The 21,308-nt window shown below is 54.9% G+C and carries 23 protein-coding genes; 7 read left to right on the top strand and 16 right to left on the bottom strand.

All coding sequences use genetic code 11. The annotated features are described in order from the left end of the window. Positions 1-11 precede the first annotated feature (11 nt). The 10 genes from mdcH to prs form a co-directional block, all read right to left on the bottom strand. A complete protein-coding gene (mdcH, locus tag On2M_RS01835) occupies positions 12-908 on the bottom strand; it encodes a malonate decarboxylase subunit epsilon (protein WP_210904215.1) in 897 nt (298 codons plus the stop codon). Continuing rightward, positions 908-1,525: a malonate decarboxylase holo-ACP synthase gene (locus On2M_RS01830; protein ID WP_210904214.1), complete on the bottom strand. Its 618-nt coding sequence runs from the start codon at positions 1,523-1,525 to the stop codon at positions 908-910. The genes mdcH and On2M_RS01830 overlap by 1 nt, the downstream gene beginning before the upstream one ends. Positions 1,526-1,528: 3 nt before the next feature. Then, complete coding sequence (locus tag On2M_RS01825) at positions 1,529-2,488, bottom strand: AEC family transporter (RefSeq protein WP_079225899.1); 960 nt, start codon at positions 2,486-2,488, stop codon at positions 1,529-1,531. A gap of 124 nt (positions 2,489-2,612) precedes the next feature. Beyond that, on the bottom strand, positions 2,613-3,413 hold the full coding sequence (gene mdcE / locus On2M_RS01820) for a biotin-independent malonate decarboxylase subunit gamma (RefSeq protein ID WP_151217207.1): 801 nt from the start codon (positions 3,411-3,413) through the stop codon (positions 2,613-2,615). Further along, positions 3,413-4,246: a biotin-independent malonate decarboxylase subunit beta gene (locus tag On2M_RS01815; protein WP_123650847.1), complete on the bottom strand. Its 834-nt coding sequence runs from the start codon at positions 4,244-4,246 to the stop codon at positions 3,413-3,415. Before On2M_RS01815 ends, mdcE begins: the two co-directional genes overlap by 1 nt. Then, positions 4,239-4,538 carry a malonate decarboxylase acyl carrier protein gene (gene mdcC, locus On2M_RS01810; protein ID WP_035894381.1) on the bottom strand — a complete coding sequence of 100 codons (300 nt, stop codon included), beginning with the start codon at positions 4,536-4,538 and terminating at the stop codon, positions 4,239-4,241. The genes On2M_RS01815 and mdcC overlap by 8 nt, the downstream gene beginning before the upstream one ends. A gap of 9 nt (positions 4,539-4,547) precedes the next feature. Continuing rightward, positions 4,548-5,405 (bottom strand): triphosphoribosyl-dephospho-CoA synthase, encoded by an 858-nt coding sequence (locus tag On2M_RS01805; protein WP_210904213.1) that lies wholly within the window; start codon positions 5,403-5,405, stop codon positions 4,548-4,550. Then, positions 5,405-7,060, bottom strand: a complete 1,656-nt coding sequence (gene mdcA / locus On2M_RS01800) for a malonate decarboxylase subunit alpha (protein ID WP_035894383.1) — start codon at positions 7,058-7,060, stop codon at positions 5,405-5,407. Before mdcA ends, On2M_RS01805 begins: the two co-directional genes overlap by 1 nt. A gap of 197 nt (positions 7,061-7,257) precedes the next feature. Further along, positions 7,258-8,748: a nicotinate phosphoribosyltransferase gene (locus On2M_RS01795; RefSeq protein WP_210904212.1), complete on the bottom strand. Its 1,491-nt coding sequence runs from the start codon at positions 8,746-8,748 to the stop codon at positions 7,258-7,260. Between the two features lie 14 nt (positions 8,749-8,762). After that, entirely contained in the window at positions 8,763-9,623 is an 861-nt protein-coding gene (prs, locus tag On2M_RS01790; RefSeq protein ID WP_151216825.1) for a ribose-phosphate diphosphokinase, read from the bottom strand. A 191-nt stretch (positions 9,624-9,814) separates the two neighbouring features. On the opposite strand from prs, the gene On2M_RS01785 reads away from it, so the two are divergent. From On2M_RS01785 to On2M_RS01770, 4 genes are all read left to right on the top strand, one after another. Beyond that, positions 9,815-10,534, top strand: coding sequence for an NUDIX domain-containing protein (locus On2M_RS01785; RefSeq protein ID WP_210904211.1), 720 nt, complete (start codon positions 9,815-9,817; stop codon positions 10,532-10,534). Between the two features lie 81 nt (positions 10,535-10,615). Continuing rightward, positions 10,616-11,638 carry a hydrolase gene (locus On2M_RS01780; RefSeq protein ID WP_151216827.1) on the top strand — a complete coding sequence of 341 codons (1,023 nt, stop codon included), beginning with the start codon at positions 10,616-10,618 and terminating at the stop codon, positions 11,636-11,638. Further along, positions 11,635-11,853 (top strand): YheU family protein, encoded by a 219-nt coding sequence (locus On2M_RS01775; RefSeq protein ID WP_187253777.1) that lies wholly within the window; start codon positions 11,635-11,637, stop codon positions 11,851-11,853. Before On2M_RS01780 ends, On2M_RS01775 begins: the two co-directional genes overlap by 4 nt. 52 nt (positions 11,854-11,905) lie before the next feature. Continuing rightward, the gene (locus On2M_RS01770; RefSeq protein ID WP_003827751.1) at positions 11,906-12,775 is read left to right on the top strand and encodes a phosphoribulokinase; all 870 of its coding nucleotides are present in this window, start codon (positions 11,906-11,908) and stop codon (positions 12,773-12,775) included. 93 nt (positions 12,776-12,868) lie between these two features. On the opposite strand, the gene On2M_RS01765 is transcribed toward On2M_RS01770, so the two are convergent. Beyond that, positions 12,869-13,276: an OsmC family protein gene (locus tag On2M_RS01765; RefSeq protein WP_151216828.1), complete on the bottom strand. Its 408-nt coding sequence runs from the start codon at positions 13,274-13,276 to the stop codon at positions 12,869-12,871. A 306-nt stretch (positions 13,277-13,582) separates the two neighbouring features. Between On2M_RS01765 and crp the strand changes: the two genes are divergently transcribed. Continuing rightward, positions 13,583-14,215 (top strand): cAMP-activated global transcriptional regulator CRP, encoded by a 633-nt coding sequence (gene crp, locus On2M_RS01760; RefSeq protein WP_000242758.1) that lies wholly within the window; start codon positions 13,583-13,585, stop codon positions 14,213-14,215. 51 nt (positions 14,216-14,266) lie between these two features. Beyond that, positions 14,267-16,354, top strand: coding sequence for a YccS/YhfK family putative transporter (locus On2M_RS01755; RefSeq protein ID WP_151217209.1), 2,088 nt, complete (start codon positions 14,267-14,269; stop codon positions 16,352-16,354). A gap of 42 nt (positions 16,355-16,396) precedes the next feature. Here On2M_RS01755 and On2M_RS01750 read toward each other — a convergent pair whose 3' ends face one another. The 5 genes from On2M_RS01750 to ppiA form a co-directional block, all read right to left on the bottom strand. Next, complete coding sequence (locus tag On2M_RS01750) at positions 16,397-17,614, bottom strand: aspartate aminotransferase family protein (RefSeq protein ID WP_187253778.1); 1,218 nt, start codon at positions 17,612-17,614, stop codon at positions 16,397-16,399. A gap of 85 nt (positions 17,615-17,699) precedes the next feature. Then, positions 17,700-18,263: an aminodeoxychorismate synthase component 2 gene (gene pabA / locus On2M_RS01745; RefSeq protein WP_210904210.1), complete on the bottom strand. Its 564-nt coding sequence runs from the start codon at positions 18,261-18,263 to the stop codon at positions 17,700-17,702. Between the two features lie 31 nt (positions 18,264-18,294). Next, a complete protein-coding gene (locus On2M_RS01740) occupies positions 18,295-18,897 on the bottom strand; it encodes a putative adenosine monophosphate-protein transferase Fic (RefSeq protein WP_210904209.1) in 603 nt (200 codons plus the stop codon). Then, positions 18,887-19,054: a YhfG family protein gene (locus tag On2M_RS01735; RefSeq protein ID WP_151216832.1), complete on the bottom strand. Its 168-nt coding sequence runs from the start codon at positions 19,052-19,054 to the stop codon at positions 18,887-18,889. The genes On2M_RS01740 and On2M_RS01735 overlap by 11 nt, the downstream gene beginning before the upstream one ends. A gap of 106 nt (positions 19,055-19,160) precedes the next feature. After that, positions 19,161-19,733 (bottom strand): peptidylprolyl isomerase A, encoded by a 573-nt coding sequence (ppiA, locus tag On2M_RS01730; RefSeq protein ID WP_003023595.1) that lies wholly within the window; start codon positions 19,731-19,733, stop codon positions 19,161-19,163. A gap of 264 nt (positions 19,734-19,997) precedes the next feature. Here ppiA and tsgA point away from each other — a divergent pair, with 264 nt between their 5' ends. Continuing rightward, the gene (gene tsgA / locus On2M_RS01725; protein ID WP_151216833.1) at positions 19,998-21,179 is read left to right on the top strand and encodes an MFS transporter TsgA; all 1,182 of its coding nucleotides are present in this window, start codon (positions 19,998-20,000) and stop codon (positions 21,177-21,179) included. Positions 21,180-21,308 lie beyond the last annotated feature (129 nt).

The raw sequence follows: 21,308 nt of genomic DNA, 5'->3' as shown, positions 1-21,308 counted from the left end.
GGGCAATCACATCACGCACGAAGCCGTTTTGCCAGATGCACGGCAACATCCACGCCGCTGCGCTCCAGAGAAACAGACTCCCCTTCCCACGCCGCCTGACGCGTTAAGCAGGTCAGCACGCCACCGGGCGGCATTTCAATCGCCAGCCGTGCTTCACGTTCGTTAGCGGAGATAACCGCCTCCTGCCAGCGCACCGTGCGCGCCATGTTCATCGCCAGATCGTCGGCAATACGTTCCGGCTGCCACAGCACGCGGCCGGTACTACCGCTCAGGTAGGCGTAGCGCGGGCGGGAAAGCGTCACATGGCTGAACGCCTCAACCAGCTTTTGCGCGGGCTCGGCCAACAGTTCACAATGCGACGGCACGCTCACCGCCAGCCGAGGCGCCTTACTGGCCCCTTTCTCCAGCGCGCGTTTCGCCACTTCAGCCATCGCTTCATCAGGACCGGCAATCACAATCTGCGTTTCGGCATTCAGGTTAGCGATATAGGTGCCGCTGCCTTCTACCAGGCTTTCCACCTGACTCAGCGTTAGCCCCATGATTGCCGTCAGGCCGTAGCCGTGCGGATAGGCCTGCTCCATTAAGTCACCGCGCAGCGCGACCAGCGTCAGCGCGTCGACGAAGTCGAGCGCACCGGCAATCACCGCCGCCGGGTACGCGCCAATGGAGAGTCCACTGACGATATCAGGCGCTACGCTACGACGTTCTAACTCGCGCGCCCATGCAACGCCAGCAATCAGCAGAGACAGTTGAACCGCTCGGGTATGCTTGAGCGCCTCAGGGGTATCCAGCGTATCAACCTCAGCGCCAAGCACCCCACGCGCCTGGGCCAGTTCCGTCCCCGGAAGGTTTTGCAGCATTCCTGCGTGCTGCGTTCCCTGCCCCGGAAAGGTAAACAGAATTTTCATTATTCCTCCCTGCTCCACGGGTCGCTCACCAGACGCGGCCCCTGTGAGGTTTTTAACAGTGCTTTACCGTCACGCAGCCATTCGTTGAGGGCAAAACCGCCGCGCGGCGTATCCACCTGGGTATCCGCCCGGCAAAGTCCGGCGGTGAGCTGCTGCTGCCACGTTCCCAGCGCTTCACGGGAGAGCGGCTGCGGCGCGCGGATCAGCAGGTCCAGATCGCTTGCCGCGTGGATAACCGGGATCCCGGTCGCCAGCGCATAGCCGGTACTGCCGGTAATGCCCCACGTCCACGGCCACGCCTGCTGCGCCAATAACAAAGCCACCTGAACGGGTGGCTGAGAGATAAAGGGCGAGCGCAGCAGCGCCAGCGGGTCCACCAGTGATTCCGGCGAGCAGACGCGGACGACCGCCCCCGCTTTTACCCAACCGGCGGCGCGCTGGTCGCGCTTCATCCCGCGCACGCCCACCGGAATGCGCCCCTGCGCATCAACATCACGTCGCACCACTACCGGCAGGCCACTATGCCAGACGGTATCCACCCAGGATTCCGTGACATCTTCAAGTGCGTCGCGCGCATTCAGCCAGATAAGGTCGTGTGGACGTAATGTTGTGCTCATGATTTAGATTCCTGAAGTCAGCGAGATAAACAGCGGCAGAGACAGGATACACAGGACCGAGCTCAACAGCAGCACGGCTTCTGCATCCGGCGACTGCACGCCAAAGCGGTTACCAAACACCACGCCGAAGAAACCCGCGGACAGCGCAATCATCAGGATAGCGGTAATCGCCACGGAACCATGCAGGCCGAAAATCAGCACGATACCCCAGGCAATGGCCGGTTGAATCAGCAGTTTGGCGATAGTGGAGGTGATCACCACGGTGTTGATCTGCAGTTTACGCGCAGAGAGGATCACACCGGTCAGGAACAGCGCCGCCGCAGTCGCGGACAGACCCAGCGGTTTGATCGCCGCCAGCACCAGTTCTGGCATTTTAATACCAATGGCGGAGAGGATAACCCCCAGCAGCGGGCCCATGACGATCGGTTTTTTAATGGAACGCCACATTAGTACCGGCAGCATAGACAGCGTAGAACCGGAGTTACCGCCTTCCGCTCGCGCTTTCTCACGTTCGAGGATCAGCAGGCAGAACGGCGTCATCAACACGGAACCGCAGGCGATGGAAACGGCAACGGAAAGCGAGGTGGAAGAAGTTTCACCCAGTACGCTACCCAGAATCGGCAGACCCAGCGCGGCGTAGTTCGGCAGCGCGACGGTCAGCGTCAGCACGGCGGCATCCTGCGGCGATTTCTTGAACACTTTGGTCGCCATAAAATAGATGGCGGCATAGGTAATCCACATCGCCAGCGTCAGTACCACAATCAGCGGTGACTGCGCGACGATACCCGCCCACGGCGTCTGTACGGTTGCGCTAAACAGCGCTGCAGGCAATGCAAAGTCCATGACGAAGATATTGAGCAGGGAGACATTTTTGTTGTCCACCATTTTGGCCTTCCCGGCCCAGAATCCCAGCAGCATGATGACGAAAATCGGAGCAAGAGCATGAACAATTACGTAAGTCATATTTCACCTGTAATGAAAAAAGTTAGCACTGGCGCGATGATTATTATTTTTTCAGATGCAGTGACCCACGCGGGCGCAGCGTATGCGCCCACGGAGCCGTACATCCGGCAGGTCTCTTTTTTACTTACCAGCTAGCCCGCATGCGTTCGCGTACGAGGGCAGAGCTGCGGCGGTTGTCAGCGCCCAGACGGCTTTTCAGCGTCGGGTCCTGACGAGCGTCATTGATGGCCTGTTGCAGCGTGGTTTTCACCAGCGCCAGATCGGAAGCAGAAGGCGCGTCCGGATTGCTGATATCCAGCAGATTCTCCAGCAGCCCCAGGGTGGCGTAGTTGCTGATGTCATACGCCATTGGTGGAATAGTCGCCGCCAGTTTTTCCAGCGCGTCAACGGTACGCAGGGTGATACGCGCCGCCGACTCTTTACCCATGGCGTGAATCAGCACGCCTTTGTCGTTGAAGGCGATCAGGCGATTCGCCTGGTAGCCGTGCGCCAGAAACGCACCGGACATCGCTTTACCGACAATCAGGCCAATCACCGGGTGGCCCGCCAGACGCGCGTTGGCATACGCCGCTGCGGCACCGGCCAGCGCCTGGTGAATACCGAAACCTTCTTCACGGCGACCGTAGGCCTGGCTTGGTACATCAATCACCGCCACAATCGGACGTTTCACCGCTTTATCAGCGTCTGCGGCAATGGTTTCACTGACCACTTTTGCCAGCGTCCAGCCTTCCAGCAGACCGACTTCCCCTTTCGCTGCGCGCGGGAAGTGGTTATTGGCATCCGGCACCACGGCAACAAAACGTACCGTTTCACCGTTAAGTTCACCGTCAGCGGCCTGCACAGACGGGCACAGCCCTTCGATTCGTTTGGCGTTCGGAACCAGCGTTTCCAGCCATAATTCGCCACGGCTAATTGCGTTACTCATCATTTCACCTCCCGGGCGAAGAGCGCATGAATCTGTTCGGTATCCGCCTGTTTGCGGGTATCGAAATTCGTCAGACGGTCGAGATACCAGGCATAGTTGTCGGTGCGATGTTTCGCCGGAACGCCTTTCGCCAGCGCATCGTTCATGGCGGCTTTCACCGCGTTAACGCCGTCACCGACCAGCGCTTCAACCAGACCGCTTTCGTAGCGAATTTCGCCGCCGGTCATACTCCAGATAAACGGACGGTCGCGGGAGTCATACTCTTCAATACCGGCTTCCTGTTCGATGACCTGCGGACCGTTCAGGCCAAGACGCGCTTCGCGGGTCACAATCAGATAGCTACACAGCGCCGCTGCGATAGACATCCCACCGAAGCAGCCCACGGTACCGGCCACAATGCCGACCACCGGGGTGTAACGACGCAGGTCAACAATCGCCGCGTGGATGTCGGCAATTGCCGCCAGGCCCAGGTTCGCTTCTTGTAAACGTACGCCGCCGGTTTCCAGGCTCAGAACGGCCTGAGTTGGGATGCCGTTACGGTTATCTTCCGCCGCCAACTCTAGCGCCGCCGCCATTTTGGCGCCGGACACTTCGCCCATGCTGCCGCCCTGGAATGCGCCTTCAATCGCCACTACAACGGCCGGTTTGCCATTGATGGTGCCTTTTGCCACAACCATGCCGTCATCGGCCTGTGGGACAATGCCCTGCGCGCCCAGCCACGGCGACATCACGCCTTCAAACGGGTCGAGCAGTTCACGGTAGCTGCCTTCATCCAGCAGCGCATGCGCACGCTGACGTGCTTTTAATTCGATAAAACTGCGATCATCACGCATAGCTCACCTCTTCAAAAACCTGTTCGATACGGATGCGCGCCACGCCCGGCGTCGCGCCGAAGTCGTGGATGGTCAGTTTGCCGGCAGGCAGGCTACTGACCGTTTGCAGACGGTTAATCAGTGCTTCCCAGCGGCTGCGGCTGTTATCGACAGAAGTGGTGATATCAATGGTTAACGTCTGGCCCTGGTCGGCGGTGAATAACACCTCCATATCCCCGGAGCCCACAACGCCTGCCAGCGCTTTGCCGCTTAAGGTGCGGCTGGCCGGTACGGTTAACGTAATGTGTTCCATAACATCCTCTTAATGCTTGAAATAAGGCGATTCGATGCGATCGAGAAACAGGGTGGCGGCAAGCAAATCAGCGGCACCGCCCGGCGAAGCGTTGAGCGCCAGCATGTGGCTATCAAGCGCGGCCAATGCCGCCTGACCTGCCGGATGGGCGCTGCCGCCCGCGTTCAGCACTGCGCGAGCGCCGTCTTGCATGGCGTCCAACCCTTCCAGCCCGGCGCGAGACAGCACGCAGGTGTCGGTCAGCGAGGTCATGATCGCCATCAGCGCATCGAGCCTCGCATGGGCTTCGCTGCTACCGTTAAGTCGGCTGAGCCGCAGCTGCGGCAACGCACGCTGCATCACATGCGGAAACGCCTGCTGCGCCTCTTCACGCGCGCCCGGCACCTGATAACGGTGGGTGGCGCGCAGCCCTTTGCTAAACACTTTTGGTGCCGCGGCATCTGGCAGCTTCGCCAGTTCGGCGGCGGTCGCGGCAACCTGTTTCGCGTTGCCCGCTCCGCCATGCATTGCCACGGCGCTCACCAGCAAGCCCAGTGCCCAAATCGCGCCACGGTGAGTATTGACCCCGCCGGTGGCTGCCATCATCTGCTGCTCGCCTTCGCGGCCGAGTCGCCCTATGGTTTGTCTAAGCGCAATATCCGCCGGACGTTGCCAGCTTTGTTGCGCCAGCGCCTGAAATGTAGGGGCCAGGCTGTGCGCGGAGCGCTCCATTAGCGCAAGCGATAAATCGTGGTGCGCACCGTTCCCCCGACTGTCCACCAGACCGGGTTTCGGGCTTAATCGTGCTTCGTCAATCAGACACTGCGTGGCGGTTCGCGCCAGCCATTCGGCACCGCCTTCAACCTGAATCTGGGGCAGAAGTTTCATTACCAGCTCCGGAATTTCGCAGGTGGGTTGTAAAGACCGCCGGACCATTCCACCAGGTCAGCGACGCTACCGGCCGCCAGCAGCGAACGGGTGGCATCGGTACGACGAATGCCCATATCTTCCGGATAGACAACCTTGCCGCTCTGACGCAGCTCGGCTACGCGTTTCGCGTCAACGCCCAGACCAATATCGGTGATACCCGCGACCGCAGCCACCATCGCACGGCGCTCTTCAAGATCTTTGGCGCGATAGAGGTAAGCAATACCTTCTTCGGTCAGCACGTGGGTCACGTCGTCGCCGTAGATCATCACCGGTGCCAGCGGCATGCCCGAGGCTTTCGCCACATCAACCGCGTCCAGTTTTTCAACGAAGGTTGGCTTCACGCCGGCCTGGAATGTTTCGACCATCTGCACAACCAGTTTTTTACCGCGCTGCATTGGATCAGGCTCGGTGATCATGTTCAGCCAGGCAGGCGTTGCATGACGACGACCGTGTGGGTCATGACCCATGTTTGGCGCGCCGCCGAAGCCAGAAAGACGACCGCGGGTCACGGTAGAGGAGTTGGCGTAGCCATCAACCTGTAGGGTAGAACCGATGAACATATCCACCGCGTACTGACCTGCCAGCTGGCAGAAGGCGCGGTTAGAACGCATCGAGCCGTCGGAACCGGTAAAGAAGATGTCAGGACGGGCGCGGATGTACTCTTCCATCCCCAGCTCGCCGCCGAAGCAGTGCACGCTTTCAACCCAGCCGCTCTCAATCGCCGGAATCAGCGTTGGATGCGGGTTCAGCGTCCAATGTTTACAGATTTTGCCTTTCAGGCCGAGCTGTTCGCCGTAGGTTGGCAGCAGCAGTTCGATAGCCGCGGTGTTAAAGCCGATGCCGTGGTTCAGTGACTGGACCTGGTGTTCCGCGTAGATGCCTTTAATCGCCATCATCGCCATCAGGATGTGTTCCTGTTTGATGAGACGCGGATCACGGGTGAACAGCGGTTCGATAAAGAACGGTTTGTCGGCCACAACCACGAAATCAACCCAGGAGCCAGGGATATCCACGCGCGGCAGGTCACATTCATCGTCCACCAGCTCGTTCACCTGTGCGATGACGATACCGTCGTGGAACGCGGCGGCTTCAACCAGCGCTGGGGTATCTTCGGTGCTCGCCCCGGTGTAGAGGTTACCTTTGCGGTCGGCTTTGAAGCCGGCAATCAGCGCCACGTTCGGCGACAGGTCAACGTACAGACGGGAATAGAGTTCGATGTAGGTGTGGATGGCGCCGATTTCCAACTGACCATCTTCCAGCAGCTGCGAAATACGCAGGCTCTGAGTACCGGAGAAGGAAAAGTCCAGCTTGCGGGCGATCCCTTTTTCGAAGATGTCCAGATGCTCGCTGCGGCCGACGCTCGGCATGATCATGTGCAGGTCGTGCACAATCTGCGGGTTAACCTCGGCCAGCATGCGGGATAAGAAATCTGCCTGCTTTTGGTTATTCCCTTCTAATACCACGCGGTCACCCGGCGCGATCAGTTTTTCCAGCATTGCGGTCAGGTCTGCGGTTGGCAGAACCTTGCCCTGCACCGGGACGGAAGCCAGACGCCGCTGTTTTTCGGTGCGGCGTGTGTTCCAGACGCGTGCTGGTGTTTGCCCAGATAACATTATTAACCTCCTGATTCAGCTAATCATTTTGATTGCTTAACACAGCTAAGAGTGTGCGCTCTGGTGAGAAAGTCATCAATTAAGCGTAGGAAAGAATCATTAGCTTGAGAGTAATAATTGAAGTAACCATTTGTGACGATGATCAATTTACGCCGGGAGGGAGGAGAAAGCGGGCAACGCTACCCGCTGGCGGGAAATTACCGTTGCGTCGCCAGACGCTGGCGGATCTGTTCGAAGTGCTCACGGTTAAACAGCTTACCGTTGAGAAAACGGGTTTTCAGCTCCCCTCCCTGCTCTTGCTCCCAGGTCTGTTCATCATGCAGGCATAAATCACCCGCTTCATCCCTCGTCACGCGCAGCAGACCACGAGCGGAACGCTTCAGACCGTTATCCGTTTTTGGCTCTTTAAAAATTGTCCGCCCTTTGCCATCAACTTCTCCCCACGTCGCTTTCATCGCAAAACCGAAGGTGTCACGCGTGTTGTACTGATAGGTAAAGGAACCGACGCCAAACACGACGTTTGAACTGGCAAATCCTTTCGCTTCCAGACGACGCAGGATTTCATTCGCCCGCTCAAGGGTAATGGAATCGCCATAAATCAGTCCCACATGTGGGTCGAGCACCTTGTAGCCTTTAGCGTTAACCGTGCCGCCAAAAATCTCCCACAGCACTTCCACAGACCCTTTTTCCTGCGCGCTGCGTTCGCTTGTTGTATCGTCATCTGCGCCAGTACCACACAGGATCTCCACCGGGTTACCGCTGTCTGGGCGAAATACCACCCGCCCTTCACGGGCCAGAATGATGTTCTTCAGCTCGCGGGTATATTCCGTCAGCACCTGCCAGTAGTCCCAGGTATCAGAGACTATCGACACAAATCCCTGCGGGTAGAGATCGACAATCAGGCGGCGGAAGGTCTCGATCTCGTGTTCACGTTCGCCCATACACATCACACTGTGCTCAGTTGCCGGAATGCTGGCGCCGATAAAATAGGCCTCGCCGTCGGTGTAGTAATCGCGGGTATACAGCAGGGATGGAATACTGTCGGTCCCTTTAAAACTCAACAAATGCCCGCCGCCCGCCTGCATGGTGTCCTGCAATCCGGCCATACCGCGAAATGAAAAGTCATGGCACTGGAAGTCGAGATGCGTCAGATCGCTACAGGTTTTCTGTGCCCAGCGTGCGCAGATTTTTCGGTAGTGATGAGCAATCGTGGCGTTTGTTGACGCCTTCCATAACTCGGCCGACAGTATGGTCTCCAGGTAATTCACCAGCCAGAAAAACTCAGGTTTAGTGTTGATAATGGTTAAAACCGGCACCGTCATTGGGACTTTGCTGCCTTCATCCAGCGCCTTAATATGCAGCGGCAGATAGCCCAACTGATGCAATGCACGAATATGGTCCACCGCCACCATATCTTTGCCGAGATAGCTGTCCATGAGCTGTTTGTACTCGTTCACCACCTCATCTTCCGGGCGGGCAAAAAACGCTTCATTAAACAGGTCAACTAAAAACCACTGCAAGAAACCCTGCAGACCAAAGAAAACCAGTTTGCCATCTGGCAGCGGCGACGAGAAAAAGCGATCGCTGCGCGGAGTAAAGTTGGAATAGACCCGGCTGGTGCCCAGTGGATACTGCACGCGGTGAGACACTTTGTAGCCATCGATAGCTAAAATTGGATTCATTTTCATAACAGGTGTCTCCCTCAGGCGCAGTAAATCGCGTCAATATCGATAAGTTCAAGCTGCGGATGTTTCAGCGTCGGGACAGCGAAAGAAGTGGTGGTGTAGATGGCGTCAATACCGTTATCAAACAGGTGTTCAACGCCCTTAGAAAAGATTCCGTGGGTGACATACAGGCTAACGCTGCGGGCACCGGCATCACGTAGCACCTGCGCGGAGCCTATGAAGGTGCCGCCAGCATCACACAGGTCGTCCACAATCAGCAAATCACGCCCACTGACATCCCCGGTCAGTAATGCAAATCCCGTCAACTTGCCGCTTGCTACATCACGTTTCTTGCTCAGGATGGCGTACTCCGCCACGCCGGCTGCTCTCGCCACGGTATCAATCTTCTTCAGTGCGCCAGCATCCGGGGCAACCAACATCAGCGCATGTTGCTGAAACAGCCGCGATAATGACGCGCTTTGCAACAGGCAGCACTCTTGCCCAATGGCGACCAGGTTGTCGATGGCCGCAGCCGCCGCGTCACTGTGCGGGTCGAGCACGTTGACCTTATCGAATTTCAACGTATTGAGGTGACTGGCGAAGACTTTCAGCGCAAAGCTGTCACCTGCCACCATATGTCTGTCCTGACGCGCCCACGGCAACCAGGGAAGTTCGAGATGGCTGACCAGCACATCAGTTTGGTGGCGAACCGCCTCCACCAGTTGCGCCAGCAGCATAAAGTCATTCATATCACGCATTGCTGCAGCGCGGATGCGCATCAGGCGAGCAAAGGATGGTAGTGCATCGATGACTTTTAACCAGACGGCGCCATCAGGAAAAACACCGCTGGCAACTGCATAGGTTTGGTCGTCCAAAGTTAGTGTCAGTTTTAAGCTCATCACTCGACTCCTATTAATTGTGTCCCTTCGACACAATTAATAATGTCTCTAAGACACATATTAAGCAAGCATAAAATTCATCATTTTTTATCGTGTGGTAATACACTGATAAATAATACTAAAAAACGAACCTTGCTCCCCGACATCGGACTGGTACACTTGTCCGCGTGACAAATCATCGTGAGTGTTTTATGACCACCGAAGCCGACTACCTGAAGCAATACGACGCCAGCCGCTTCCCCTCTCCTTTGGTGACGGTAGATAGCGTGTTGTTTACCCTGCATCAGCAGACGCTGTGCGTATTATTGGTCGAGCGGGCAACCCAACCGCAAAAAGGGTATTGGGGATTACCTGGCGGCTTTATTGATATTGAAAACGATGATTCAACCCGCGCCACAGCGCTGCGCAAACTCACTGAAAAAACGGGCGTTTCGCCTTCGTGGCTGGAACAGCTGGATACCTTTTCCGGGCCCGAACGAGACCCGCGAGGCTGGAGCCTGACGGTAACCTGGTTTGCGCTAATCGCCTGGGTAGACTGTGCGCCGCACATCGCCAGCGTCAGCAACGCCCTCTGGGTGCCAGTTGATGAGCTGAAAAACTATTCACTCGCGTTCGATCACGAAAAAATCATTACGGCGGCGCTGCATCGCTTGCGGCAAAAAACGATGTACTCGCTCCTGCCCGTATATTGTTTGCCGGAGACATTTACCCATGGGCAACTGCTGGAAGCTACTGAGGTTATCCTCGGTCAGTCGATCCAGCGTAAAAGTCTGATTCGCCGCTTTGAAGCTTCAGGAATGTTTGAAGATACCGGAGAAAGCGTAGCAACAGGGACGCGTAAAGCTCGCCTGTGGCGACGTAAACCGGGCGTGGAAATTCATCTTTTTTCACGTAACCTGCTGGCAGAATAAGCGCAAAATCACATATTGGCTAACCCGCATGCGCTGCGCGCGGTATAGTTATTCTTTCCGAATATTAATTGCTCTGGTGTTATGGTTGAAATCACGTCCACAGAAATGACTCCACCTACCGAAGATTCGCGAGATTTCCGTCCAATGCGCGGTATCAGTAACCGCCATCTGCAGACGATGCTGCCGCGTTTAATTCGCCGCAAGGTGAAGTTCGATGCCCACTGGCAGCGTCTGGAATTGCCAGACGGTGATTTTGTCGATCTGGCGTGGAGTGAAGATCCGCAGCAGGCGAAACACAAACCGCGCCTGGTGGTTTTTCACGGCCTGGAAGGCAGCCTGAACAGCCCCTACGCACATGGCCTGATTGAAGCAGCACAAAAGCGCGGCTGGCTGGGTGTGGTGATGCATTTTCGCGGCTGCAGCGGCGAACCAAATCGTCTGAACCGCATTTATCACTCCGGTGAAACAGAAGACGGCACCTGGTTTTTACACTGGCTGGAGCGTGAGTTCGGTCGTGTGCCGACCGCAGCGGTAGGCTATTCGCTTGGTGGAAACATGCTGGCCTGCCTGCTGGCAAAAGAAGGCACCGAGATTCCAATTGATGCTGCGGTTATCGTCTCTGCCCCTTTCGTGCTGGAAGCCTGTAGTTACCACATGGACAAGGGATTCTCCCGGGTCTATCAGCGCTACCTGCTTAATCTGTTGAAAGCCAATGCCTCGCGTAAGCTTGAGGCTTATCCTGGCTCACTGCCGGTGAGTCTGGCCCAGTTGAAATCTCTACGTCGCATTCGCGATTTTGACGATCTGATCACCGCCAAAATTCACGGTTTCGCCGATGCGATAGACTATTACCGTCAGTGTAGCGCCATGCCGTTGCTCAATCAGATCGCCAAACCCACGCTGATTATTCATGCCAAGGATGATCCGTTTATGGATCATCATGTGATCCCTGAGCCGGAAAACCTGCCCTCGCAGGTGGAGTATCAGCTTACTGAACACGGCGGCCATGTCGGATTCATTGGCGGTACGATACGCCATCCGGAGATGTGGCTGGAATCCAGAATCCCGGACTGGCTGACAACGTATCTGGAGACTTCATCATGATTATTCCCTGGCAAGACATCTCCCCGGACGCGCTGGACAATCTGCTTGAAAGCTTTGTCTTGCGCGAAGGCACCGATTATGGTGAACATGAACGCTCGCTCGAACAAAAAGTCGCCGACGTCAAACGCCAACTACAATCAGGTGAAGCCGTGCTGGTGTGGTCCGAATTGCATGAAACGGTCAACATTATGCCGAGGAAGCAGATTCGCGAGTAATCCGTAGCCGCCGGCGACTTTACTATAATTACAACCATTTCATGGAGTTGTTATGTCTGCCAAACATCCGGTGATTGCGGTAACAGGATCCAGCGGCGCGGGGACCACCACCACCAGCCTCGCGTTTCGTAAAATATTCGCGCAGTTAAATCTGCGCGCCGCCGAGGTGGAAGGCGACAGTTTTCATCGCTATACCCGCCCGGAAATGGACATGGCGATTCGCAAAGCGCGCGATGCCGGGCGGCATATCAGCTATTTCGGCCCCGAAGCTAACGACTTCGGTCTGCTGGAGCAAACCTTCATTGAATACGGTCAGACGGGCAAAGGTCAGTCGCGTAAATATCTGCACACCTACGATGAGGCCGTACCGTGGAATCAGGTTCCGGGGACATTTACGCCCTGGCAGCCGCTGCCTGAACCGACGGATGTCCTGTTCTATGAGGGACTTCACGGCGGCGTTGTCACCCCGCAGCAAAATGTGGCCCGGCATGTCGATCTGTTGGTTGGTGTGGTGCCGATCGTGAACCTGGAGTGGATCCAGAAGCTGACCCGCGATACCAGCGAGCGTGGACACTCGCGTGAAGCGGTGATGGACTCGGTGGTGCGTTCAATGGACGATTATATCAATTACATCACGCCACAGTTTTCTCGTACGCATATCAACTTTCAGCGCGTACCGACTGTAGATACCTCTAACCCCTTTGCCGCCAAGAGTATTCCGTCACTCGATGAAAGCTTTGTCGTGATTCATTTTCGTAATCTGGAAGGGATCGATTTCCCATGGCTACTGGCCATGCTGCAGGGCTCATTCATTTCTCATATCAATACATTGGTTGTTCCGGGCGGGAAAATGGGTCTGGCGATGGAATTGATTATGCTGCCGCTAGTCCAGCGACTGATGGAAGGTAAAAAGATAGAGTAAGGTATTTTTTTGCCGGATGGCGGCTAATGCCTTATCCGGCCTACGCGTTTAAATCCTGTAGGCCTGATAAGTGTATCGCCATCAGGCATAACATCACGAAGCGGCAACCACTTCATAGGAGTGGGTAATGTTCACCGCCTTTTCCAGCATCAGCGCCACGGAGCAATATTTTTCCGCCGAAAGATCGACCGCGCGAGCGACGGACGCATCTTTCAGATCGTTACCCGTTACAACGAAATGCAGGTTGATGTGGGTAAACAGGCGTGGCGCTTCATCACGACGCTCGGAGGTCAGCTTCACTTCGCAGTTGGTCACATCCTGACGACCCTTTTGCAGGATCGACACCACATCAATTGCGCTGCAACCGCCCGCAGCCATTAAGACCATTTCCATCGGGCTCGGCGCTTTATCACCGGAGTTACCGTCCATCAAAATCTGGTGGCCAGAGGCGGACTCACCGAGGAAGGTTAACCCTTCAACCCACTTAACACGTGCTTGCATATTTTATTACTCCGATGCATCAATTTTCCTGACAGATTACGCGCACACAACAAATCTCGCAACGGAAGGCGACCTGCGTCATGCTGAAGCGAGACACCAGGAGACACACGGCGAAAGCTATGCTAAAACAGTCAGGATGCTACAGTAATACATTGACGTACTGCATGTATGCAGAGGACATCACATTACAGGCCGTCGCACGTATTGACAGCCCCCTTCCCAGGTAGCGGGAAGCACATTTTTGCAAACCCAGAGGCAGGTAGTATTTTGGCTCTGGAGACAGCTTATAACAGAGGATAACCGCGCATGGTGCTTGGCAAACCGCAAACAGACCCGACTCTCGAATGGTTCTTGTCTCATTGCCATATTCATAAGTACCCATCGAAGAGCACGCTGATTCACCAGGGTGAAAAAGCGGAAACGTTGTACTACATCGTTAAAGGCTCAGTGGCAGTGCTGATCAAAGATGAAGAAGGGAAAGAAATGATCCTTTCTTATCTGAATCAGGGCGATTTTATTGGTGAATTAGGCCTCTTCGAAGAAGGTCAGGAACGCAGCGCCTGGGTCCGTGCTAAAACTGCATGTGAAGTCGCTGAAATTTCGTACAAAAAATTTCGCCAATTAATCCAGGTCAATCCAGATATTCTGATGCGCCTGTCCTCTCAGATGGCTCGCCGTCTGCAGGTCACGTCTGAAAAAGTTGGCAACCTTGCCTTCCTCGACGTTACCGGTCGTATCGCGCAGACTCTGCTGAATCTGGCGAAACAGCCTGACGCGATGACCCACCCGGACGGCATGCAGATTAAAATCACCCGCCAGGAAATCGGCCAGATCGTTGGCTGTTCCCGTGAGACCGTTGGTCGTATTCTGAAGATGCTGGAAGATCAGAATCTGATCTCCGCACACGGTAAGACCATCGTCGTCTACGGCACACGTTAACCCCATCGAAGTGGCGCGTTACCCCGTAATGCGCCACTTTTGTTTGCACCGATGTGGCGAAGACTGATATATCACCCTGAGATCAACTACGCACTACGACAGACGCTGGTGCTATGTTTACCTGTGGCCGTCGGTCTGATCATCGGGCAGCTTCATCTGGGGCTCCTCTTCTCCCTCGTCCCTGCCTGCTGCAATATTGCCGGTCTTGATACCCCGCATAAGCGCTTTTTCAAACGCTTAGTGATTGGTGCGTCTTTGTTTGCCGGATGCAGTCTGATCATGCAGATACTGCTGGCACAGACTATACCGCTGCCGCTGATCCTCACTGGCCTGACGCTGATTCTTGGTGTAACCGCTGAATTAGGCCCTCTGCATGCACGACTACTACCTGCCTCGCTTATCGCGGCAATTTTCACGCTCAGCCTGGCCGGGAACATGCCCGTCTGGGAGCCACTGCTGATCTACGCGCTGGGTACATTGTGGTACGGCCTGTTCAACTGGTTCTGGTTCTGGATGTGGCGTGAGCAGCCGCTGCGTGAGTCGCTCAGCTTGTTGTATCGTGAATTAGCCGATTACTGTGAGGCCAAATACAGCCTCCTGACTCAGCATGCCGATCCGGAAAAAGCGCTACCCCCCCTGCTTGTGCGCCAACAAAAAGCGGTAGATTTGATTACCCAGTGCTATCAGCAAATGCATATGCTGTCGGCACATCGCAACAACGATTATAAGCGCCTGCTACGTGCCTTTCAGGAGGCGCTCGATTTACAGGAACATATTTCCGTCAGCCTCCACCAGCCGGAAGAGGTGCAAAAGCTGGTCGAACGTAGCCACGCCGAACAGGTGATCCGCTGGAACGCGCGCACCGTCGCCGAACGCCTTCGCGTTCTGGCCGATGACATTTTGTATCACCGCTTGCCAACACGTTTTTCAATGGATAAACAAATTGGCACGCTGGAGAAAATTGCCAACCAACATCCGGACAATCCGGTAGGACAATTTTGTTACTGGCACTTCAGCCGTATTGCCCGCGTGCTACGCACCCAGCGCCCACTGTATGCCCGGGATTTAATGGCTGACAAGCAGCGTCGGTTGCCGCTTATCCCCGCACTGAAAAGCTATATGTCGTTGAAATCCCCAGCGCTGCGTAATGCCGGACGCATCAGCGTAATGTTGAGCATTGCCAGCCTGATGGGCAGCGCTTTACATCTGCCAAAACCCTACTGGATTTTGATGACAATCCTGTTCGTCACGCAAAATGGCTACGGGGCGACCCGGGTACGTATTTTACACCGTTCAGTAGGGACGCTCGTTGGCCTGGTGATCGCTGGCGTCACACTGCACTTTCATATTCAGGAGAGTTACACGCTGGCAGGCATGCTGCTGATAACCCTGGTGAGTTATCTGACCATCCGTAAAAACTACGGCTGGGCTACCGTCGGCTTTACGGTCACCGCGGTATACACCCTGCAGTTGCTGACACTGAACGGGGAACAGTTTATCGTGCCGCGGTTTATCGATACGGTCACTGGTTGCCTAATCGCCTTTGGCGGGATGCTCTGGCTATGGCCGCAGTGGCAGAGCGGCCTGCTGCGTAAAAACGCCCACGATGCGTTAGAAGCCGATCAGGAAGCCATCCGCCTGATCCTTAGCAACGATCCGCAGGCCACACCGCTGGCGTATCAACGCATGCGGGTCAACCAGGCGCATAACACGTTGTTCAACTCACTTAACCAGGCGATGCAGGAGCCAGGATTCAACTCGCACTATCTGGCGGACATGAAACTGTGGGTTACGCATAGCCAGTTCATCGTCGAACACATCAACGCGATGACCACGCTGGCAAGGGAACATACGATGCTGACGCCGGATTTGGCGCAGCGGTATCTGGAGTCCTGTGAAATTGCGATCCAGCGCTGTCAGCAACGGCTGGAATATGACGGCCCTGGAAGCTCCGGCGATGTAAATATTCTCGAGGCGCCAGAGATGCTGTCCCACGGGCCTTTAAGTACCCTTGAGCAGCATCTACAGCGGATATTAGGGCATCTGAACACCATGCATACCATTTCGTCGGTAGCATGGCGTCAGCGACCGCATCACGGGATCTGGCTGAGCCGCCGGTTGCGAGATATGAAGGGTTAAGCTCTACTGCCAGATGCGCTACGCTTATCCGGCCTAAGATCGTCAAGCCACCACTTTCGCAACGGCCTGCGCGAAGCGCTGCATCCCTTCATCAATATCGGCCTGCTCCACCACCAGCGACGGCGCGAAACGCATCACGTCTGGTCCGGCGTTCAGTACCATCACGCCTTCATTCGCCGCGGCGTACAAGAAATCACGCGCCCGGCCTTTAAACTGCGGCTTCAGTTCGGCGCCGATCAGCAATCCCATCCCGCGAATGTCGCTAAAAATGTCGAACTGTTGGTCAATCTTCTGCAAATGTTGAACAAATGCCTGGCGTTTGGCCTGAATACCTTCCAGCACTTCCGGCGTGTTGATGATATCAAACGCAGCTCCCGCAACCGCACAGGCCAGCGGATTACCGCCGTAAGTGGAACCATGCGAGCCCACGTGGAACGCCGAGGCAATCTCCTGGGTAGTCAGTACCGCACTCACCGGGAAGCCGCCACCGAGCGCCTTGGCACTGGTCAGGATATCCGGCGTCACGCCGTAGTGCATATAGGCAAACAGTGACCCGGTACGCCCCATCCCGCTCTGTACTTCATCAAATACCAACAGCGCCTGATGCTGATCACAGAGTTCACGCAAGCCTTGCAGGAATGCCGGCGTTGCCGCAGTCACGCCCCCCTCACCCTGAATAGGCTCGATCACCACCGCGCAGGTGTGATCATCCATTACCGCTTTGACTGCATGGAGATCGTTAAACGGTACATGGATAATATCCGCCGGTTTGGGTCCAAAGCCGTCGGAATATTTCGGTTGCCCGCCGACGGATACGGTAAACAGCGAACGACCGTGAAACGCGTTGTGGAAGGCAATAATCTTGGTTTTGAACGGGCTATGGCGCACGCAGGCATAGTGGCGCGCCAGCTTAAAGGCGGTTTCGTTAGCTTCGGTACCGGAGTTCATGAACAGTACGCGCTCGGCGAAGGTCGCATCAATGAGTTTACGGCCTAAGCGTAACGCCGGTTCGTTGGTGAAAACATTGCTGGTATGCCACAGGGTTTCGCCCTGGGTGGTTAACGCCTCAACCAGCGCCGGATGGCAATGCCCTAACGCGGTAACTGCAATACCGCCTGCGAAATCAACATACTCTTTACCCTGTTGATCCCACACTCGACTCCCTTTCCCTTTTACCGGGATAAACTCAGCCGGTGCATAAATCGGCAGAATCACTTCATCGAATGTCGCGCGTGTAATTGCAGTTTGTTCAGTTGCCATGTCATTACCACCCTGTTAAGCAGAAATGCTAGTGAAATTATAATCACAAAATATGAATAAAAAATCACTGAATAGCAACCACAAATCACCGGTTGAGAAAATTAGCCAGCAGCTGATGCCCCTGTTCGCTGAGAATGCTCTCCGGGTGAAACTGCACCCCCTCCATATCCCACTCCCGGTGACGAATACCCATGATCTCCTGCGTTTCACTCCAGGCGGTCACCTCAAAGCAGTCAGGAAGGGTTTCGGGAGCGACCACCAGAGAATGGTAGCGCGTTACCGTTAATGGATTGGCGAGTCCCTGAAAAACCCCCTGCTCGTTATGCGAAATAGGCGACGTTTTACCGTGCATCACTTTAGCCGCCCGCACCACGGACGCGCCAAAGGCCTGCGCCATCGCCTGGTGCCCCAGACAAACCCCCAGCAGAGGGATCTTCCCCGCGAAATAGCGAATAACATCCAGCGAAATACCGGCGTCATCCGGCGTGCAAGGTCCCGGGGAAATGACAATTTTTTGCGGATTCAGCACATCGATTTGCGACAGCGTCAGCTCGTCGTTGCGCCTGACAAGGACATCAGCCCCCAGTTCACAGAAGTATTGATACAGGTTCCAGGTAAATGAATCATAGTTATCGATAAGCAGAATCATGGCGGCTCCGGTACATAAGAACCGCGCTATTCTACTCAGTTTCCGGGACTACGCTTACCATTTTACGAAATATCACCCGCAGTGCAGACAGGTCACCCATCGCCCCGCCCTGATTAGCCCGGTTCCATTCTTCAACCTGGATGCCATCCCAGCTCAACATATACCCGGCATGAATCGCTAACTGTTCGAAGAAAATACGCTGCGCCAGACCGCTGCCAATACGAAACGGATGCAGTACGTTGATTTCACAATAGTAGTGCGCAAGTCGGTCGACAAACTTGTCTTCCGATAACCCCATCAGCCAGGACTCGTCTTCCAGGTCCTGCATCAGCGCATTGCCCTCTTTCTCGATATAAGCGAAATGGCAAAAGCGGGTATCACCCTGGTAAATATCGACTTCTCGCAGATGTCCCGCCCAGTCAAAAATATCCTGATAGAGTTGGCGATGAATAGCGCACAGATGCGGCAAACCCCGTTTAAGCGGGCCCAATTCGATAGTGGCTGCGCGCAGCGCCGTCAACTCATAAGCGGCCTGCGCCAGACGCTGCGCCTGGTGAATACCCAGGCGGTTACGCATGACATTCAGGCCCGGATACAAGTAGGGGTCACGTCCATCACCGAATTTATCGCTCATAGTGCCTCCTCAACGCTTCAAGACGCGCCAGCGCGTCTTCAGCGCTCAGGGTAACCTGTGGAATATCCACGCCTTCCAGCCGCCGACTGGCCTGGAAATTGGCATTTCGCCGTTGTTCCCAGACCCTGGACTTTTGTTTATCGGTGAGTTTTTTCACGTGACCTCCCTGAATGAGCCGACACTTGCCACAAGTATAAGCAGCAATTTCGGGTTACGCAGAGAAGCGAGAGAACGCGGGCAAGCATTGCCCGCGCAAAATACGATTACGGCAGGACTTTGGCAGACAGGATAACAATCGGTTTTGACGGAACATTCTGGTAAGGACCCACATCATGGGTCTGAACCTGAGAGATCTTATCCGCGACATCCATCCCTTTCACAACTTTACCGAAAACAGCGTAGCCAAAGTCGCGCTGGCCGTGATCGAGGAAAGCGTTGTCTGCAATGTTGATAAAGAACTGGCTGGTCGCGCTGTCTTTATCCGCAGTACGCGCCATGGCAATCGTGCCACGGGTGTTACGCAGTCCGTTATCGGCTTCATTCTTGATTGGCGGGTTAGGTTTCTTCTGCTGCATCTGCTCGGTAAAACCACCGCCCTGCACCATAAAACCAGGGATCACACGGTGGAACGTGGTGTTGTTATAGAAACCACTGTTGACATAATCGACAAAGTTTTGCACTGAAACCGGGGCTTTCTGACTGTTCAGCTCCAGCTCAATGTTACCGGCAGAAGTTGTCAGCAGGACATGCGGGTCCCCTTTTGCTGCCAGTGCTGCGGGAGAGAGAGCAGAAAGGGCGAGAACAGCTGCAACAGCCGCCAGAGTCGATTTGAGCATGAGAATTCCTTAACAAGAGCAGAAATGAAGCAAGTGAATTGATTCTAAAGAGCCTTCAAGGACAAGGCCATCCCTTTACCTAATTTTACGTACCTGAAACAAATGTAACCTTACTGCCGCATTACTCAATGTGATTCATATCACATACAAAAATGTAATAAATAAAGTCATTACCAATAAATATTTAAATACATCACAGAATCGCCTAAAATCTGCCCGCTCACGGCGCAGTCAATGCGCCTTACACTTCTATACAGGCCAGTCATGACTAACAGCAATCGCATCAAGCTCACATGGATTAGCTTTCTCTCCTACGCCCTGACAGGTGCGTTGGTAATTGTCACCGGGATGGTGATGGGAAACATCGCAGACTATTTCCATTTGCCCGTTTCCAGTATGAGTAATACCTTCACCTTCCTGAATGCAGGCATTCTGATCTCTATCTTTCTGAATGCATGGTTGATGGAAATTGTGCCACTGAAAACTCAGTTGCGCTTTGGCTTTATCCTGATGGTCCTGGCTGTCGCCGGACTGATGCTCAGCCATAGCCTGGCCTTGTTCTCTGCTGCCATGTTTGTACTGGGTGTGGTGAGTGGTATCACCATGTCGATTGGTACATTCCTGGTGACCCAGATGTACGAAGGTCGCCAGCGCGGTTCCCGCCTGCTGTTTACTGACTCATTCTTCAGCATGGCGGGGATGATTTTCCCGATGGTAGCAGCGTATCTGTTAGCACGCAGTATTGAATGGTATTGGGTCTATGCCTGCATCGGCTTGGTCTACGTCGCCATTTTCCTGCTGACCTTTGGCTGCGAATTCCCGGCGCTGGGTAAACACGCGCAACAACCGGACGCCCCGGTAGTGAAAGAAAAATGGGGTATTGGCGTGCTGTTCCTGGCGATCGCCGCGCTATGTTACATCCTCGGTCAGTTGGGCTTTATCTCCTGGGTACCGGAATACGCCAAAAGTCTGGGAATGAGCCTGAACGATGCGGGTAAACTGGTCAGCGATTTCTGGATGTCTTACATGGTTGGTATGTGGGCATTTAGCTTTATCCTGCGATTCTTCGATCTGCAGCGCATCCTGACTGTACTGGCAGGTCTGGCCACCGTTCTGATGTATCTGTTCATCACCGGTACGCCGGAACATATGCCGTGGTTCATCCTGACGCTGGGCTTCTTCTCCAGCGCGATTTATACCACCATTATTACCCTCGGCTCACAGCAGACGAAGGTCGCCTCACCAAAACTGGTTAACTTCGTTCTGACCTGTGGCACCATCGGTACAATGCTCACCTTCGTGGTCACCGGTCCTATTGTGGCGCACAGCGGCCCGCTGGCGGCATTGCAGACGGCTAACGGTTTGTATGCTGTTGTATTCGTGATGTGCTTTATTCTTGGGTTCGTCACGCGTCATCGCCAGCATAACGCGCCAGTCACGCATTAATCTCAACGCCGGATAGTATCTGCGCTGTCCGGCACATTCTCGCCCCCTCTTCCTTTCGCTGGTCATGTAGGCCAACTCTTACAAAAGCCCTTTAATTTGTATGCTTTTTATACAAACACGAAAAGCCAG

Origin of the sequence: Citrobacter sp. On2M (assembly GCF_018035235.1) — a bacterium.
Lineage (GTDB): Bacteria > Pseudomonadota > Gammaproteobacteria > Enterobacterales > Enterobacteriaceae > Citrobacter > Citrobacter meridianamericanus.
Note: the sequence above shows the minus strand (reverse complement) of the source record. Positions and strands in the feature narration are given on the sequence as shown.

What these genes read in the sequence shown, in the direction of transcription:
- On2M_RS01770 (WP_003827751.1), top strand. Translation starts at nt 11,906, where the DNA reads ATGTCTGCCAAACATCCGGTGATTGCGGTAACAGGATCCAGCGGCGCG.
- crp (WP_000242758.1), top strand. Translation starts at nt 13,583, where the DNA reads ATGGTGCTTGGCAAACCGCAAACAGACCCGACTCTCGAATGGTTCTTG.
- On2M_RS01795 (WP_210904212.1), bottom strand. Translation starts at nt 8,748, where the DNA reads ATGAAAATGAATCCAATTTTAGCTATCGATGGCTACAAAGTGTCTCAC.
- On2M_RS01765 (WP_151216828.1), bottom strand. Translation starts at nt 13,276, where the DNA reads ATGCAAGCACGTGTTAAGTGGGTTGAAGGGTTAACCTTCCTCGGTGAG.
- On2M_RS01755 (WP_151217209.1), top strand. Translation starts at nt 14,267, where the DNA reads ATGTGGCGAAGACTGATATATCACCCTGAGATCAACTACGCACTACGA.
- mdcH (WP_210904215.1), bottom strand. Translation starts at nt 908, where the DNA reads ATGAAAATTCTGTTTACCTTTCCGGGGCAGGGAACGCAGCACGCAGGA.
- mdcC (WP_035894381.1), bottom strand. Translation starts at nt 4,538, where the DNA reads ATGGAACACATTACGTTAACCGTACCGGCCAGCCGCACCTTAAGCGGC.
- pabA (WP_210904210.1), bottom strand. Translation starts at nt 18,263, where the DNA reads ATGATTCTGCTTATCGATAACTATGATTCATTTACCTGGAACCTGTAT.
- On2M_RS01750 (WP_187253778.1), bottom strand. Translation starts at nt 17,614, where the DNA reads ATGGCAACTGAACAAACTGCAATTACACGCGCGACATTCGATGAAGTG.
- mdcE (WP_151217207.1), bottom strand. Translation starts at nt 3,413, where the DNA reads ATGAGTAACGCAATTAGCCGTGGCGAATTATGGCTGGAAACGCTGGTT.
- On2M_RS01805 (WP_210904213.1), bottom strand. Translation starts at nt 5,405, where the DNA reads ATGAAACTTCTGCCCCAGATTCAGGTTGAAGGCGGTGCCGAATGGCTG.
- On2M_RS01825 (WP_079225899.1), bottom strand. Translation starts at nt 2,488, where the DNA reads ATGACTTACGTAATTGTTCATGCTCTTGCTCCGATTTTCGTCATCATG.
- prs (WP_151216825.1), bottom strand. Translation starts at nt 9,623, where the DNA reads ATGAGCTTAAAACTGACACTAACTTTGGACGACCAAACCTATGCAGTT.
- On2M_RS01775 (WP_187253777.1), top strand. Translation starts at nt 11,635, where the DNA reads ATGATTATTCCCTGGCAAGACATCTCCCCGGACGCGCTGGACAATCTG.
- tsgA (WP_151216833.1), top strand. Translation starts at nt 19,998, where the DNA reads ATGACTAACAGCAATCGCATCAAGCTCACATGGATTAGCTTTCTCTCC.
- On2M_RS01815 (WP_123650847.1), bottom strand. Translation starts at nt 4,246, where the DNA reads ATGCGTGATGATCGCAGTTTTATCGAATTAAAAGCACGTCAGCGTGCG.
- On2M_RS01830 (WP_210904214.1), bottom strand. Translation starts at nt 1,525, where the DNA reads ATGAGCACAACATTACGTCCACACGACCTTATCTGGCTGAATGCGCGC.
- On2M_RS01780 (WP_151216827.1), top strand. Translation starts at nt 10,616, where the DNA reads ATGGTTGAAATCACGTCCACAGAAATGACTCCACCTACCGAAGATTCG.
- ppiA (WP_003023595.1), bottom strand. Translation starts at nt 19,733, where the DNA reads ATGCTCAAATCGACTCTGGCGGCTGTTGCAGCTGTTCTCGCCCTTTCT.
- On2M_RS01740 (WP_210904209.1), bottom strand. Translation starts at nt 18,897, where the DNA reads ATGAGCGATAAATTCGGTGATGGACGTGACCCCTACTTGTATCCGGGC.
- On2M_RS01785 (WP_210904211.1), top strand. Translation starts at nt 9,815, where the DNA reads ATGACCACCGAAGCCGACTACCTGAAGCAATACGACGCCAGCCGCTTC.
- mdcA (WP_035894383.1), bottom strand. Translation starts at nt 7,060, where the DNA reads ATGTTATCTGGGCAAACACCAGCACGCGTCTGGAACACACGCCGCACC.